This window comes from Paraburkholderia sp. (assembly GCF_035948235.1).
Classification (GTDB): Bacteria; Pseudomonadota; Gammaproteobacteria; order Burkholderiales; family Burkholderiaceae; genus Paraburkholderia.
Genome location: NZ_DASZJJ010000134.1, coordinates 1 through 16,034, shown reverse-complemented (window position 1 = coordinate 16,034; position 16,034 = coordinate 1). Strand labels below are relative to the sequence as shown.

Here is a 16,034-nt window from a genome sequence, read left to right as displayed (position 1 = left end):
GCACTCGCGCAAGGTGCGTGAGGCGGTGACGATGCCGCTGGCGTATCTGGGCGGCGTGCGCTCGGCGGCGAACGTGGCGCAGGCGCTGGAAGAGGGTTTCGATGCCGTGGCCATGGCCCGCGCACTGCTGTTCGAGCCGGGTTTCGTCGAGCGTTTGCGTCGCGAGCGCGCAGCGGTTTCGGGCTGCACGTCGTGCAATCGTTGCGTGGTCAGCATGTATACGCCCGGCGGCACGGCCTGCGTGCTGCAAGGAGAAAACGATCCAGCGCCGAATCGCATGCCGGCGCACGCAAGCGTGACCTGAATGGCGAAACGCACCCGGGAAGCGGCGCTGGAGACCCGCGCGCGCCTGCTGGACAGCGCGGAAACGCTGTTTGCGCGGCACGGCGTTTCGCACACCACGCTCGCCGATATCGCCGATGCAGCGGCTCTCACGCGCGGCGCGATCTACGGTCACTTTCGCAACAAGGCCGATCTGCTCGAAGCGCTGCTCGAACGTACGCGTTTGCCGCTGGAAGAGTTGATCGACGCGTTTGTCGATCGGGATGCGCCCGACCCGCTGGCCGCGATGCAGCGCGCGATCCGCGTCTGTCTGCGCGATGCGCAATGCGACGCGCGGCGGCGGCGCGTGTTCGAGATTCTGTTCAACCGCTGCGAACTCGTCGACGATATGGCGAGCGTAGCGGGCCGCATGCGCGAATACGCGCGCGAGGGCGTGGCGAATCTTGAACGCGGCCTCAGCAACGCGAAGCGGCGCAAGCAGTTGCCGCCCACCCTCGATGTGCGTCTGGCCGCCGCGTTGCTGCACGCGCAGGTGACGGGGCTGATTCGCGATAGTCTGCTCGTGCCGCAACATCTGGATTTTGTGCGCGACGGCGAGCGCATGGTCGCGGCGATGTTCGAAGTTCTGCTGCACGCACCCACGCTGCACGCGGCACAGCACACTGAATCCGCACTGGCGTAATCGCGCAGCGCTATCGCACCCGCGCGGCCTGCCAGTCCGAACCGCGCGCGAGTTCGACGAACGCGCCCAGATAGTCGATCGACGCATCGGCCTCGCGCGTGCCCAGGAAGATCTGCTTGGCGATGCCCTGTTTGCCGAGCTTCACACTCACCACGGGCATGCGTTCGGCGTACTCGTCGGCGAGCCAGCGCGGCAGCGCCGCCACGCCGCGATCGCTCGCCACCATCTGCAACATGATGTCGGTGGTCTCGATCGTCTTGTGGCGGCGCGGCACCACGCCCGCCGGGCGCAGAAAATGGTTGTAGATGTCGAGCCGGTCGGTTTCGACGGGGTAGGTGATGAGCGTTTCGTCCACCAGTTGCTCGGGCTTCACGTAGCGCGCCATAGCGAGCGCATGCCGCTCCGACACCACCAGCACCTGCTCGTAGTCGAACACGGGTTCGAAGCGCAGGCCCGGGCGCATGAGCGGGTCGGGCGTCACCAGCACGTCGATGTCATAGCCAAACAGCGCGCCGATACCGCCAAACTGAAAGCGCTGCTTCACATCGACATCGACATCGGGCCAGCGCGCGAGATACGGCGACACCACCTTGAGCAGCCACTGATAGCACGGGTGACATTCCATGCCGATGCGCAGCGTGCCGCGCTCGCCATCGGCGTACTGCTTCATGCGCGCTTCCGCGTGCTCGAATTGCGGCAGCAGGCGGTTGGCGAGCGCGAGCAGATAGTGCCCTGCCTGCGTGAGGCGCAGGCTGCGTCCGTCACGGTCCCAGATGGGCGTGCCAAGTTGCTGCTCGATTTTCTTGACGGTGTGGCTTAGCGCCGACTGGGTGAGAAACAGCGTGGCGGCAGCGGCCGTGAGCGAGCCCTGGCGCTCGACTTCGCGAATGATCACGAGGTGGATGCGTTCGAGCATCGCTGTGCGCTCCATGGAATGTCATGCAGGATAGTCATGAGAAAATCTAATCGATGAACGGTTAATCCATCATTCTAGTTCATCTAGTTGTGTCGCCGTCCCAGCCGCCGCCCAGCGCCTTGTTCAATGCGATGTAATCGGTCGTCACGCTCACGCGACTCTGGATCAGCGTGTCCTGGGCCGAGTAGAGCGAGCGGTCAGCCGTCAGCACGTCGAGAAAACCCGTCGAGCCCGATTCGTAGCGCGCATGGGCGAGTTTCGCGGCTTCGCCGTAGGCGTCGGCGGATAGCTGGAGGCTTTGCGTGCGCTCGGTCTCGCGCGCGAGCGACACACTCGCGTTTTCGACATCGGTGAGCGCCGTGAGCACGGCTGAGCGCCAGGCGATCAGGTATTGCTCGCGTTGCGCGTCGGCGATATCGACGGCGGCCTTCAGGCGTCCCGCGTCGAATAGCGGAATCGTCACCGCAGGCCCGATCGACCAGCCGATCGACGAATGCCGCGCGAGATCGCCGAACTGCGTGCCCGAGGTCGCAAGCGACCCGGTGAGCGTCACGCGCGGGTAGCGCGCGGCTTCGGCCTGGCCCACGCGCGCGGTGTACTGGGCGTAGCGGCGTTCGGCGGCGCGCACGTCTGGGCGCGCGAGCAGCGTGTCGGCAGGCACGCCGCGCGCCACCGGCAGCGCCGGCACGGGCACCGGCGTGGGCACCGGCGCGGGCACCGGCGTGGGTGCGGTCAGTGGCAAGGGCGCGGCCATGCGCTCGATCAGCGCGTCCGGCGTGCGGCCCGTGAGCACCGCGAGGCTGTGCACGGTCTGGGCGTAGTCGGCTTCGAGCGCGGGGATCGTCGCGAGCGTCGATTGCGCTTCGCCTTGGGCATTCGCTGCATCGAGTCCTGAGGTCGCGCCTGCTGTGTAGCGCACGCGCGTGAGGCGCGCGGTTTCCAGTTGCGAGGCCGCCGTTTCGCGGGCGAGCGCGAGGCGCGCCTGATAGCCGCGCGCCTGCACATAGCGCGTGGTCACGTCGCCGATCAGCGTGAGCAGCGCCGTGCGGCGGTCCCATTGCGCGGCGTCGTAGCCGTCGCGCGCCGCTTCCAGCGCGCGGCGATTCGCGCCGAAGAGGTCGATTTCCCAACTGGCGTCGAAGCCTGCCTGGAAGAGGTTGATGGGGCCGCTCGCGCCAACCGTGGTCGTGGTGGTCGAGCCCGTCGTAACCGCGCTCGAACCCGCACCGGAACGCGTGAAGCCGCCCGTCGCATTGAGCGAGGGATACAGCGCGCCGCCCGCCTGGCGCAGCACGGCGCGTGCTTCGCGCACGCGGGCGGTGGCGCTCGCCACATCCAGGTTGCCTGCCACGGCTTCGTTCACAAGCGCGTCGAGCAGCGGATCGTTCAGGCGTGTCCACCATTGCTGGAGATCGGCGCTGCCATCGGCGAGCGTGGCCTGCGTGGAGGATGCCGTCTGCGTGGTGCGCCATTGCGCGGGTGCATCGGCTTGCGGCGCGCGGTAATCCGGACCGACCGCGCAGCCTGCGAACAGCGTCGCGGCGCCGAACAGCGCAACCATGGCGCGCGGCCGGTTCATGATGAGGCGTTGAAATGCGTTCATGCGCGCTTACCCTTGAAAGCCATGCGGACCGCCACATAAAGCAGCGGTGCGAAGAAAATACCCAGCACGGTGGCCGCGAGCATGCCGCCCATCACGCCGATGCCGATGGCGTTCTGCGCGCCCGAGCCCGCGCCCGTGGCGACGGCCAGCGGCGCGACGCCCAGGATAAAGGCGAACGAAGTCATCAGGATCGGCCGCAGACGCTGGCGCGCGGCATCGAGCGTGGCCTCGATGAGGCCCGCGCCGTGTTTCTCGCGCTCGAGCGCAAACTCGACGATCAGGATGGCGTTCTTGGCCGCAAGCCCGATGGTGGTGAGCAGGCCCACCTTGAAGTAGACGTCGTTGGTCTGGCCGCACAGCATCGCGGCCAGCAGCGCGCCCGCCATGCCGATGGGCACGGTAAGCATCACCGCGAGCGGAATCGACCAGCTTTCATAGAGCGCCGCCAGGCACAGGAACACCACCAGCACGGAGATCGCATAGAGCGCCGCCGCCTGATCGCCCGCGAGCCGTTCTTCGTACGACAGCCCGGTCCATTCGTGGCGAAAGCCCGGCGGCAGCGCCGCAACCAGCTTGTCGATCTCGCGCATCGCCGTGCCGGAACTCACGCCCGGCGCGGCCTCGCCCTGGATCTCCAGCGCGGAATTGCCGTTGTAGCGCTCCAGCCGCGTCGGGCCGAAGGTCCAGCGGCCGTGCGCGAAGGCGGCGAACGGCACCATCTCGTTGCTGGCGTTGCGCACGTGCCAGTTATCGAGGTCGCCCGGCTGCATGCGGAAGTCCGCGTCCGACTGCACATAGACGCGCTTTACGCGCCCGCGATCGATGAAGTCGTTCACGTAATCGCTGCCCCACGCGACCGACAGCGTCTGGTTGATATCGGCGAGACTCAGGCCAAGCGCGCTCGCCTTGCCCTGATCGATTGCCACGGCGAACTGCGGCGTGGGTTCCTGACCGGTCGGGCGCGTGTTGGCCAGGACGGGGGCTTTAGCCGCCGCGGCCAGCAACTGGTCGCGCACCTGAAGGAGTTTTTCGCGTCCCGCACCATTGGTGTCCTCCAGGTAGAAGTCGAAGCCGTTGGAAGTGCCCATGCCGTCGATGGCGGGTGGCAGCAGCGCATAGACCTGGGCGTCGCCGATGGCAGCAAACGCTGCGCTCGCGCGTTGCGCCACTGCCTGCGCGGAAAGATTCGCCGACTTGCGCTTTTCGAAGTCCTTCATCCGCACGAACACCATGCCCGCGTTCTGCCCCGAGCCGCCGAAGCCGTAGCCTTCGATCGCCATCACGCCTTCCACCGCGTCTTTTTCATCGTTGAGGTAGTAGTCGGTTACACGCTTGAGCACGTCCTGGGTGCGCGCGTTCATCGCGCCGGGCGGCAATTGCACGGCGGTCAGCAGGATGCCCTGATCCTCGACGGGAAGAAACGAACTGGGCAGGCGCATGAACATCCAGCCCATCGCCACCACCAGCGCGACGAAGATCGCGAGAAATCGCTTGCCGCGCGCGAGCATGCCGGCGACGCCGCTGCGATAGACGTTGGAGCCACGGTCGAAATGGCGGTTGAACCAGCCCGCGAAGCCGCGCTGCGCGCCGTGGCCTTCACCGTGTCCATGAGGGCGGCGCAAAATCGTCGCGCACAGCGCGGGCGTGAGGATCAGCGCAACCGCGACCGACAGCAGCATCGCCGTGACGATGGTGACCGAGAACTGCCGATAGATCGTGCCGGTCGAACCGGAGGAAAACGCCATCGGCACGAATACGGCGGACAGCACCGTGGCGATGCCGATCAGCGCGCCCGTGATCTCGCGCATCGACTTGAGCGTGGCTTCGCGCGGTTCCAGGTTTTCTTCGCTCATCACGCGCTCGACGTTTTCCACCACAACGATCGCGTCGTCCACCAGCAGGCCGATGGCGAGCACCATCGCGAACATGGTGAGCGTGTTGATCGAGTAGCCGAACACGGCGAGCACGCCGAAGGTGCCGAGCAGCACAACGGGAATCGCAAGCGTGGGAATCAGCGTCGCGCGCACGTTCTGCAGGAACACCAGCATGACGATGAAAACGAGCACGATGGCTTCGCAGAGCGTTTTCACCACTTCATGAATCGACAGCGAAACGAACGGCGTGGTGTCGTACGGATAGACCACGTCCACGCCTGCGGGCAGCGTGCCCTTGAGCGAGGCGATCAGCGTCTTGACGCCTTTGGCGGTGTCGATGGCGTTCGCGCCCGTGGCGAGCATCACGCCCATCGACGAAGCGGGCTGGCCGTTGTACGTCGAAGCGTAGGTGTAGTTCTCTGCGCCAAGCTCAACGCGCGCGACGTCCTTGAGGCGCACCACGGCGCCATCGCTTGCGCTCTTGACGATCACGTCCTCGAACTGCGCGACGGTTTGCAGGCGGCTTTGCGCGGTGACGGTGGCGTTGAGCTGCTGGCCAGGCCGCGCCGGTTGCGCGCCCAGTTGGCCCGCCGCGACCTGCGCGTTCTGCGCGCGCAGCGCGGTTTCCACGTCGCCGGGCATCAGCGCGTATTGCTGCAGGCGCGCCGGGTCGAGCCAGATCCGCATGGCGTAGCTCGAACCGAATAGCTGCGTATTGCCCACGCCCGGCACGCGGCGAATCTGGTCCTGGAGCGAGCTGCCCACGTAGTCGTCGAGGTCGATCGAGCGCAGCTTGCCGTCGGTCGAAACGAAACCCACGACCATCAGAAAGCTCGCCGACGACTTTGTCACCGTGAGGCCCGTGCTTTGCACGACCGAAGGCAATTGCGACGTCACCAGTTGCAGCTTGTTCTGCACCTGCATCTGCGCGACATCGGCATTGGCGTTGTTGCTGAAGGTGAGACGGATTTCGACCTCGCCCGAAGCGTCCGAACTCGCGGACATATAGAGCAGATTGTCGAGGCCGGTGAGACCCTGCTCGATCACGCGGGTGACCGAGTTTTCGATGGTCTGCGCATCTGCGCCCGCGTAGGTCGCGGAAATCGAAATGGTGGTGGGCGCGATCTCGGGATACTGCGCGACGGGCAGGCGCTTGAGCGCGAGCACGCCGGCCAGCATCACGACGATGGCGAGCACCCACGCGAACACGGGGCGCCTGATAAAGAATGCCGACATGATGGCGCTCAGCTCCTTTGCGTGGTTTTCGCCGGGTTTTTGGCTTGTGCTGCGGCGTTTGCGTTTATGTTTGCGGCTGCATTCGCGTTTGCCTCACGCGCGGCGGGCAGCGGGCGCACCTTGCCGGTGGCGGTGTCGATGGCGACTTCGGTGGCGGCGACTGCATCGCCCGAACGCACCTGCTGGCTGCCTTCGACGATCAGCGCATCGCCGTCCTGCAGGCCTTGTGTAACGAGCCAGTTGTTGCCGTGCTCGCGGGCGCTCGCGAGTTCGACTTCTTCGACCTTGCCGCCGCGCACCAGCAGCGCGGTGGCGTCGCCGCGCGGATTGCGGCTCACGGCGCGTTGCGGCAGCAGATACGCGTGCGGCACGGTGCCTTCCTCGACAATCGCGCGCACGTACATGCCTGGCAGCAGCAGGCGGCGCGGGTTGGGCACCACGGCGCGCAGCGTGTAAGTGCCGGTGCCGGTTGCCACGCTCGATTCGCCGAATTCGAGGCGGCCTTCGAGCGGATAGGTCGCGCCGTTTTCGAGCTTGAGCTTCACCGCCACACCGCCGTTCGCGCTGACGACATGCCCGGCGTCGATGGCTTCGCGCAGATCGAGCAGGTTGGCGCTCGATTGCGTGAGGTCGATATTGACGCGGTCGATCTGGCGGATCGTCGTGAGCGCCGTGCTCTGGCTGGCGCTGACCAGCGCACCGGGCGTGAGCGTGGAGCGGTCGATACGCCCGGAAATGGGCGCGCGGATCGTCGTGCGGTCGAGGTCGATGCGCGCTGTTTCCAGCGCGGCTTTGGCGACGGCGACGCTGGCGCGCGCCTGCGCAAGCGCATCGAGGGCTTCTTCGTAGTCCTGCCGGCTGATCGCGTTCTGCTTGATGAGCGCCTGATTGCGGTCGGCCTTTGCCTGGGCGGAAGGAATCGCGGCCTGGGCGCGCAGCAGGGTGGCTTCGGCGCTGTCGCGCGCGGCGCGGTAGCTGGCGGGATCGATCTGATAGAGCGGTTGCCCGGCCTTCACCTCGCCGCCCTCCACGAACAGACGCTGCTGGATGATGCCGCCGACCTGCGGGCGCACTTCGGCCTCCAGGAAGGCGACGATGCGGCCCGGCAGTTCGGCACTGACCGGCACGGCCTGTGGATGCAATTTGATGACGCTGACTTTGGGAGCGGGCGCTGTTGCGGCGGCATCGTCAGCGCTGCGTTTGCAGGCGCTTAGCGCGGCGACGAGGGAAAGGGCGGCGGCGAGCGCGGCTGCGGTTTTGATCGGCTGGGTGTTCATGTCTGCTGGGGTATCCGGACTGGCGGTTGGGCAGAGCGTGGAGTGTCGTGCCGCGCCGTTCGAGGACGGTGGACATTGTGTGGAGGTTGTGTCGAGTGGGCGGCGCGTCGCGTGGGGGTGGCTGGCCGCGGGCGCAAAAAAACCGCCGGCGGCGTCGCCCGCCGGCGGGGAAACTGCTCGCGCCAGGAGGGGGTGTCCTGGTTGTGCAAGCGGTGAGTCGCTCGCGATGGTGGGGCAGCGGGCTGGAGATTCGATGGAGGTTTGGTGCAGGTTGTGTTCAGCGCGGTGCCGTCTGGATGAACCTGCGCCATTCCCTCGCCAGCCGGCCCTCCAGACTGTTGAGCTATGATGGAGATTTGATGGAGCGGATTGCCTGGCGCGCTGCGCGGGTCCACGATGCGCTTTCTCAAAAGCCGCGCAACGCCCGCGACGAACCATGAACGCGCTGATCCTGATCGCCGAAGACGAACCCGAAATCGCCGAGATTCTCGACGCCTATCTGAGCCGCGAAGGCTATCGCACCTATCAGGTCAACAACGGCCAGGCTGCGCTCGACGTGCAGCCGCTGCTCAAGCCCGATCTCGTGCTGCTCGACATCAAGATGCCCGGCAAGGACGGCTGGGAAGTGCTCGCCGAACTGCGCCGGCGCGGCGACACGCCCGTGGTGATCGTCACCGCGCTCGATCAGGACATCGATCGTTTGCAGGGCCTGCGTATCGGCGCCGACGACTACGTCGTCAAGCCCTTCAATCCCGTCGAAGTGGTGGCGCGCATCGGCGCGGTGCTGCGCCGCACGGGCGTCGCACGCGCTGACAGCGTGCTGCGCGTGGGTCGTCTGGAAATCGATACCGAAAGCTATGTCGCCAGCGTGCGCGGTACGTCTGACGCGTCCGGCAATGTCCAGCTTGCGCTCACGCTTACCGAATTCCGCGTCCTCACGCATATGGCGAAGTGGCCCAATCGCGTGTTCACGCGTAGCGAGCTGATCGACGCCTGCCTGCCGGGCGGCGACGCGCTGGAGCGCACCGTCGACAGCCACGTGAGCAATCTGCGCAAGAAGCTCGACAAGGCGGGCGCCGCCGAGATGATCACCGTCGTGCGCGGCGTGGGCTACCGGCTGGCGGCGTCGTGACGAAGGTGCGCGGGCGGCTGGGCCGCCAGATCGTCCTGTCGATGGGGCTCGTGTCGAGCATCACGATGCTGATCGCTTTTGTCGGCTCCATCGTGATCTATGGCGTGCTCTATCTATTCGCGCCGCCCACCGGCCCGCTCACCACCGACGAACTTTTCATCCCCGATCCGCGCGACTATCTGATCTTCGCGGTTCTGCTGCTGGTCGGTCTGGTGGTGGCGGTCGTGATCGCTTCGCGGCTGGCGCGCCGCATCCTCGCGCCGCTCAATTCGCTGGCCGAAAGCGCGCGCCGCATCGCGGCCGGCGATCTGGAGGCGCGTGCGCTGCCGGGTGACCGCTCGCTTGGCGAAACCGCGCATCTGGTCGACGATTTCAACGCCATGGCCGTGCGCCTGCAACGCATGACGAGCGACATGACGGCCTGGAACGCCGCCATCGCGCACGAACTGCGCACGCCGCTGACGATTCTGCGCGGCCGTCTGCAGGGCATGAAGGATGGCGTGTTCAAGCCCGACGAGGCGCAGATTCGCGGCCTGCTGTTTCAGGTAGAGGGTTTGACGCGCCTGGTGGACGATCTGCATATCGTCACGCTGCAGGACATCGGTCGGCTGGAAATGCGCGTGGAACCCACGCGTATCGACGTGGAAATCCGCCATGCCGTCGATTCGGTGAGCGACACGTTGCATGAGGCCGGTTTCGAGGTGGAACTCGATCTGGCCGATGTGGTGGTGGCCTGCGATGGCGCCCGCATTCGCCAGGCGCTGCTCGCGCTGCTGGACAACGCGCGGCGTTATGCGGTGCCGGGTTGCTTGCGCATCGCGCTCGTGCTGCACGAAACCACTTTCGCGCTCAGTGTGGAGGACGACGGGCCGGGCCTTGCGCCCGAGTTCGCACAACAGGTGTTCGAGCCGTTCACGCGCGCCGACGCCTCGCGCTCGCGCAAGTTCGGCGGTTCGGGGCTGGGTTTGTCGGTGGTGCGCGCCATTGCGCTTGCGCATGGCGGCCAGGCGGCCTACCGCCACTCGGCGGCAGGAGGCTCGATTTTCGAACTGGTGTTGCCGCGCGGCTGAGCTTCGATTGAAGCACCAGCCGCGTGGGCATTGGACTTATTCATCCATCAAGCGCGCGCGAACCTTCTTGCCCTTGACCTTGCCCGCGTTGAGCTTGCGCACCGCGTCGCGCGCGATGCTGCGCTCCACCGCCACGTAGGTCGAGAACTCCGTCACGTTGATCTTGCCGATCTGCGCGCCCGTAAAACCGGCCTCGCCCGTGAGTGCGCCCAGCACGTCGCCGGGGCGAATCTTTTCCTTCTTGCCGCCCAGAATCTGCACGGTTTCCATCGGCGGCAGCAGCGGTTCTTTGCTGGCGGGCGTCAGTTCCGACACCGGATGCCATTCCACTTCGCGCTTGAGCGCCTGTTCGATGCCGCCCACGCGCCCCATCTCGTACATGGTTGCCAGCGACAGCGCCCAGCCGTCCTGATCGGCGCGGCCCGTGCGGCCGATACGGTGCACATAGACTTCGGGATCGGGCGTGACATCGACGTTAATGACGGCTTCGAGCTGCGCGATGTCGAGGCCGCGCGCGGCCACGTCCGTCGCCACCAGCACCGAGCAGCTACGGTTGGCAAACTGGATCAGCACCTGGTCGCGCTCGCGCTGGTCGAGCTCGCCGTGCAGCGCGAGCGCGTGGAAGCCCTGCGCGCGCAGCACGTCGAGCAGATCGCGGCATTGCTGCTTGGTGTTGCAGAACGCGATCGTGCTGACCGGGCGGAAATGGTTGAGCAACTGGCCGACCGTGTGCAGGCGGTCGGTATCGGCGACTTCGTAGAAACGCTGGCGAATCTTGCTGTCGTCGTGAACTTCCTTGAGCTTCACTTCCTTCGGGTTGCGCAGGAATTGCTGGCTCAGTTTGGCGATGCCCTCGGGGTAGGTCGCCGAGAACAGCAGCGTCTGGCGTTCCTTCGGGCACTGCCGTGCAACCTTGGCGATATCGTCGAAGAAGCCCATGTCGAGCATGCGGTCCGCTTCGTCGAGCACCAGCGTATTGAGCGCGTCGAGCGAGAGAATGCCGCGCTCCAGGTGATCCATGATGCGGCCAGGCGTGCCGACGATGATGTGCGCGCCGTGTTCGAGGCTCGCGGTCTGCGGGCGCATCGGCGTGCCGCCGCACAGCGTGAGCACCTTGACGTTTTCTTCGGCGCGCGCGAGGCGACGGATTTCGGTGGCGACCTGGTCGGCCAGTTCGCGCGTGGGGCAGAGGATCATCGCCTGGACGTCGAGGCGGCGCACGTCGAGTTTGGCGAGCAGCGCCAGCGAGAAGGCCGCGGTCTTGCCGCTGCCCGTCTTGGCCTGCGCGATGAGATCGTGACCGGCGAGCGCGATCGGCAGGCTGGCGGCCTGGATCGGCGTCATCTCGACATAGCCGAGCCGGTTGAGGTTCTCGAGCGTGGCGGGGGCGAGCGCAAGCTCGCTGAAGGGCGTAGCGGTGGGTGTATTCGTCATGCTGGGTCTCGCGCCCCGGGTGGGGCGGATGCCGCGCAAAGGCGGCAGGAATGGATCGGGCGGCGCTAAACCTGCTGGATCGCGCCGCGCGTGGCGCAATTTTAACGGATAAGCGCGGCAACGCCGCCAGTTTGCGTTTTTGCGGCCAGAAAACGCTAGCCGCGCGCGTGTTCGGCGCCCAGTTCTTCGAGGTCGAGATCGTGTTCGACGGCGTGCAGCATTTCGTCGCTGATGAGACCCGCGCGGTGCATGCGCAGGATTTCGGCGCGGCCCGCGCGCACGGCGGCCAGCACGACATCGTAATGCGCCGTGCGCACGTCGACGGGCAGGCTCGGCGCGTGCTCGAATTGCTGCGAGAGTGTGGCGCGGTAGGTGTACTGCTCCAGCAGGCGCGGATGGATTACGCTGCCGTCCGGCCCGTGTACGAGCGGCTGGATCGTTTCGAACTGCACGGCCAGCAGGCGCGCCCAGACTTGCGGCTCGGTGAGATACGCGGCGCCCGCCTGGGCGTCCTGGAGCGGGCGCACGAGCCGGATCAACGGGCCGATCGTCACGCCTTGCAGCAGCACCGTGAAAAGGATCACGGCGAACGCGGCGAACAGGATCAGGTCGCGGCCCGGCAGGCTTTCGGGCAGCGTGAGGGCAATTGCCAGCGTTACCACGCCGCGCATGCCCGCCCAGCTGACCACGGCCGCCGCGCGGAAGTCGGCGTCCAGCACCCGGCACGGTGCGAGCCGATGCAGCAAGGCGCGGAGGGTTTCGATGCCGAAGGTCCAGACGCAGCGTGACAGCACCACGGCCGCGACCACGGCCAGCGCTGCCGGGCCGAGTTGCGCCAGCGCCTCGCCCGCGCCGCCCAGGCGCACGATCACGCCGCGCAGCGACAGCCCGATCAGCACGAACACCAGCGCCTCCAGCACGAACACCAGCACCTGCCAGAACGCGGTGCCGCGCATGCGCACCCGCGCGCTCAGCACCTCGTGCTGATGCCAGCCCAGATACATGCCGCAGGTGACGGTAGCGATCACGCTCGACACGCCCGCCATGTCGCCGGCGATATAGCTGAACCAGCCCGCGCACACGGCGACCGTGATGATCAGATAGTCGTCCTCCAGCAGGCGCAGCAGGTTGACCGTGAGATAGCCGATCAGCCAGCCGATCACGATGCCGCCCAGCGCCAGCCCCGCGAAACTCAGCAAAGCGCTGGAGGTGCTGAACGCGCCGGTGAGCGCGGCGGCCACGGCGAAGCGGAACAGCACGAGACCGGCGGCGTCGTTGAGCAGGCTTTCGCCTTCGAGCAGAACCATGATGCGGCGCGGCAGCGCGAGCCGCTCCAGCACCGCGCGCGCGGCGACGGCATCGGGCGGCGACACCACCGCGCCCAGCGCGAAGCACACGGCCCACGGCAGCGTGGGCGCGACCCAATGCGCGACGAGGCCGACGGCCCAGGTGGTAAACGCCACCGCGCCGATGGCAAACAGCAGGATCGGCGTGATGTGGCGCTTGAAGTCGGCCCAGACGAAGAAGTAGGCGCCGTCCATGAGCAGCGGCGGCAGGAACACGATCAGGACCAGATCGGGATCGAGCACGACGGGCGGCAGGCCCGGCGCGAACGCCATGGCAGCGCCGCCCACCAGCAGCGCGGCGGCAGGCGGCAGGCGCAGGCGCCGCGCCAGCAGTTCCAGCGCGACGATGGCCATCAGGGAAAGCAGGACGAGCTTGAAAGCCGAGACGGCGGACATGGTGGTTTCCCAGGATGTTGGTCTTGATCGCCTCTCGTAAATCAGGCACCGCGCAGGCACCGCGCTGTCTTGTCGTCCCTTAGCCTTCCTGTTGCGGCTCGGCCAGAATCTGACGGATCGCGTTTTCGAACGTTTCGACCGGCTGGCCGCCGCTGATCAGATACTGCTGGTTGAACACGATCGCGGGCACGGACTGAATGCCCATCTCCTGCACCTGGGCTTCTTCGGCGCGGACTTCGTCGGCGTAAGTGCCGTTTTCCAGCACCTTGCGCGCTTCGTCGGCGTTCAGGCCGACCGATTGCGCGGCCTGTACCAGCACGTCGCGATCGCTCACATCCTGGCAATCGCCGTGATAGGCGCGCAGCAGCGCGAGCTTGAGCGCTAGTTGCTTGCCTTCCAGGCCAGCCCAGTGCAGCAGGCGGTGCGCGTCGAAGGTGTTGTAGACGCGCGTGCGCGGGCCGAACGTGAAACCCACGCTCGCGCCGCGCTCGCGGATCGCTTCCTGAGCTTCGGCGATCTGCTCGGGCGTGCGGCCGTATTTTTTGCCCAGATAGTCGACGAGCGACGCGCCGCCTGCGGGCATGTCAGGAGTCAGTTCGAAGGGATGCACGGCGATGCGGGCTTCGACGGCATCGCCCAGATTTTCGAGCGCGCGCAACAGCGACGAAAGACCGATCGCACACCACGGGCAGGCGATGTCGGAGATGAAATCGATTTGGAGCGGGGTGGCTTGAGTCATAACGGTTCCAAAAGGGGGACCTGCGGAGGGCCGCAGCGTGAATCCCGCGATTCTCTCATGTCGCTGCAAAGCGCGCGGCTCGCGGGCTTATGCAGGCTTTACGCCCGGATTCATCCCGCCCGAACCGCCGCGATCACCACTAGCGCTACTGCCGCATTCGCGGGCAATTGCGTCTGCGAAAACGCCGAACGCGCATGCCCGGCCTTCTCGCCCAGCACCTGCGCGAAGAGTTCGGACGCGGCGTCGAGCACGCCCGGCTGATCGTAGAAGCCTTCGGCGCTGCTCACGTGGCCTTCTACGCGCACGATGCGCTCCAGCCGCTCCATCTGGTCGATGCCGCCCAGATGCCTGGCGAGCTGGGCGAGCACGTTGAGCGCGGTTGCACGTGCGGCCGCGCGGCCTTGTTCGACAGTCAGATCGCGCCCGACCTGACCGGTGAAGGCCATCCTGCCATCGACAAGCGGAACCTGGCCCGAGATGAACAGCAGGTTGCCCGCTTCGCTCACGGCGCTATAGCTGCCGAGCGGTTGGGGCGCTTCGGGTAGCGTCAATCCCAGTTCGGTGAGTCGTTTTTCGATCGACATTCAGGGTTCCTCTCTTTTTCGTCCTGCGTGAAGTGGATGCTTTCCGGCGCTGAAAAAACGCCGATGCAGCGCACTCTAGCCGCCCCGCCACGCGAGAGCCAGCCACGCCCGCGCAATTGTCTTTGTACGCTGGGTAACAAGCGCGGACGCGTCTTTCGAGGCTATTCCGCCATGTAACAAGTCCTATGCGGCGCCCTGTGTTTATCGGCGTGGGCGGCGTCCTTATAGTGGCTGCATGAGCGGCGCCGTTGGCGCGCGAGCGAGACTGGAGGCTCGGTTATCATCATGACGCGCCACAGCCGGATGAACCCATGCAACGTAACTTCGACGATTTACTACTGGGCAGCATCGAATTGTTCTGCCTCGCCGCCGAACTGGGCAGCTTCACGCTGGCGGCCACCCAGGCTAGCGTGACGCCCGCCGCGGTGAGCCGCTCCGTGGCGCGTCTGGAGGCGCGGCTGGGCGCGCGTCTGTTCGTGCGCACCACGCGCCAGATCCGCCTCACGGATGCGGGCCGCCGCTACTTCGAGCAATGCCGCGAAGCGCTCGCGCAACTGGTGGACGCCGAACGCGAAGTCACCGGCCAGCAGACGACGCCGGCCGGCGTGCTGCGCATCAGCATGCCCACGCCCTACGGCCACTATCGCGTCCTGCCGCTGCTTGCGGCGTTTCGCGCGCAGTATCCGCAGGTGGAAGTGGAAACGCACCTGAGCAACCGCAATATCGACTTCGCCGATGAAGGCTTCGATCTCGCGATTCGCGGGCGCGCGCCCGACGATTCACAACTCGTGGCGCGCAAGCTCGAAGACGCGGAACTGGTGATTGTCGGCAGCGCCGCGTATCTGAAGCGCGTGGGCAAGCCGCGCAGCATCGAAGATCTGCAAAACCACGATTGCATTCAGTTCGAACTGCCAAGCAGCGGCCGCAACATCCCCTGGCTTTTCAACGAAGGCGATAGCGAACTGGAACTGGCGACCCAAGGCGGCTACGGCACGTCGGGCGACGTGCTGGCGGGCGTCACGCTCGCGCGCCACGGCGCGGGGCTGTTCCAGACTTATCGCTTCATCGTCGCGGAGGATCTGGCCGCCGGGCGGCTCGTAGAGGTGCTGCCCGACAAGGGCGGGCGCTCGCGGCCGTTCTTTTTGTTGTATCCGCATGGACGTTATCTGTCGTCGCGTGTGCGGGTATTCGTCGACTTTCTGGTCGATCGGCTGGGGCCGAAGTTCGATCCGAAGTTGGCGCAGAAACCCGTCCCGAAGCCAAAGCGGCGCGCGCGCTGACATCCCATTGAGGCAAATTCATGAATGCATCTCGTACCGGCCTGCTCGACAGGCTCCAGTTGACCCGGCCCATCGTGCAGGCGCCGATGGCGGGTGTCAGCACGCCCGCGCTGGCTGCGGCGGTTTCCAATGAAGGCGGGCTGGGTTCGCTGGGCATCGGCGCGATGAACGTCGAGACCGCGC

13 protein-coding genes and 1 pseudogene are annotated in these 16,034 nt (G+C 66.4%); 6 read left to right on the top strand and 8 right to left on the bottom strand.

Annotated features, from left to right (window positions below; translation table 11 throughout):
* A pseudogene (locus VG320_RS11770) lies at positions 1–304 on the top strand (NADH:flavin oxidoreductase); the annotation flags it as partial.
* Positions 305–964 carry a TetR family transcriptional regulator gene (locus tag VG320_RS11765; RefSeq protein ID WP_327200279.1) on the top strand — a complete coding sequence of 220 codons (660 nt, stop codon included), beginning with the start codon at positions 305–307 and terminating at the stop codon, positions 962–964. It begins immediately after the preceding pseudogene.
* A gap of 10 nt (positions 965–974) precedes the next feature.
* On the opposite strand, the gene VG320_RS11760 is transcribed toward VG320_RS11765, so the two are convergent.
* The 4 genes from VG320_RS11760 to VG320_RS11745 form a co-directional block, all read right to left on the bottom strand.
* Positions 975–1,880 (bottom strand): LysR family transcriptional regulator, encoded by a 906-nt coding sequence (locus tag VG320_RS11760; protein ID WP_327200278.1) that lies wholly within the window; start codon positions 1,878–1,880, stop codon positions 975–977.
* A gap of 79 nt (positions 1,881–1,959) precedes the next feature.
* Positions 1,960–3,483: an efflux transporter outer membrane subunit gene (locus VG320_RS11755; protein ID WP_327200277.1), complete on the bottom strand. Its 1,524-nt coding sequence runs from the start codon at positions 3,481–3,483 to the stop codon at positions 1,960–1,962.
* Complete coding sequence (locus tag VG320_RS11750; protein WP_327200276.1) at positions 3,480–6,593, bottom strand: efflux RND transporter permease subunit; 3,114 nt, start codon at positions 6,591–6,593, stop codon at positions 3,480–3,482. The genes VG320_RS11755 and VG320_RS11750 overlap by 4 nt, the downstream gene beginning before the upstream one ends.
* Positions 6,594–6,601: 8 nt before the next feature.
* Entirely contained in the window at positions 6,602–7,870 is a 1,269-nt protein-coding gene (locus VG320_RS11745) for an efflux RND transporter periplasmic adaptor subunit (RefSeq protein ID WP_327200275.1), read from the bottom strand.
* A 436-nt stretch (positions 7,871–8,306) separates the two neighbouring features.
* Between VG320_RS11745 and VG320_RS11740 the strand changes: the two genes are divergently transcribed.
* A complete protein-coding gene (locus VG320_RS11740; protein WP_327200274.1) occupies positions 8,307–9,002 on the top strand; it encodes a response regulator in 696 nt (231 codons plus the stop codon).
* 41 nt (positions 9,003–9,043) lie between these two features.
* Positions 9,044–10,072, top strand: a complete 1,029-nt coding sequence (locus tag VG320_RS11735; protein WP_327200281.1) for an ATP-binding protein — start codon at positions 9,044–9,046, stop codon at positions 10,070–10,072.
* A gap of 36 nt (positions 10,073–10,108) precedes the next feature.
* Here VG320_RS11735 and dbpA read toward each other — a convergent pair whose 3' ends face one another.
* The 4 genes from dbpA to VG320_RS11715 all read right to left on the bottom strand — a co-directional run bounded on the left by dbpA (position 10,109) and on the right by VG320_RS11715 (position 14,571).
* Entirely contained in the window at positions 10,109–11,506 is a 1,398-nt protein-coding gene (gene dbpA / locus VG320_RS11730) for an ATP-dependent RNA helicase DbpA (protein ID WP_327200273.1), read from the bottom strand.
* Between the two features lie 155 nt (positions 11,507–11,661).
* Positions 11,662–13,248, bottom strand: a complete 1,587-nt coding sequence (locus VG320_RS11725) for a Na+/H+ antiporter (protein ID WP_327200272.1) — start codon at positions 13,246–13,248, stop codon at positions 11,662–11,664.
* Positions 13,249–13,327: 79 nt separating this feature from the next.
* Entirely contained in the window at positions 13,328–13,987 is a 660-nt protein-coding gene (locus VG320_RS11720; protein WP_327200271.1) for a DsbA family oxidoreductase, read from the bottom strand.
* 110 nt (positions 13,988–14,097) lie between these two features.
* Positions 14,098–14,571: a RidA family protein gene (locus VG320_RS11715; protein WP_327200270.1), complete on the bottom strand. Its 474-nt coding sequence runs from the start codon at positions 14,569–14,571 to the stop codon at positions 14,098–14,100.
* A gap of 311 nt (positions 14,572–14,882) precedes the next feature.
* Between VG320_RS11715 and VG320_RS11710 the strand changes: the two genes are divergently transcribed.
* Together VG320_RS11710 and VG320_RS11705 are read left to right on the top strand one after the other, a co-directional pair.
* Complete coding sequence (locus VG320_RS11710; RefSeq protein WP_327200269.1) at positions 14,883–15,851, top strand: LysR family transcriptional regulator; 969 nt, start codon at positions 14,883–14,885, stop codon at positions 15,849–15,851.
* Between the two features lie 20 nt (positions 15,852–15,871).
* Positions 15,872–16,034, top strand: a 163-nt coding sequence (locus tag VG320_RS11705) for a nitronate monooxygenase (protein WP_327200280.1), incomplete at its 3' end; no start/stop codon positions are given.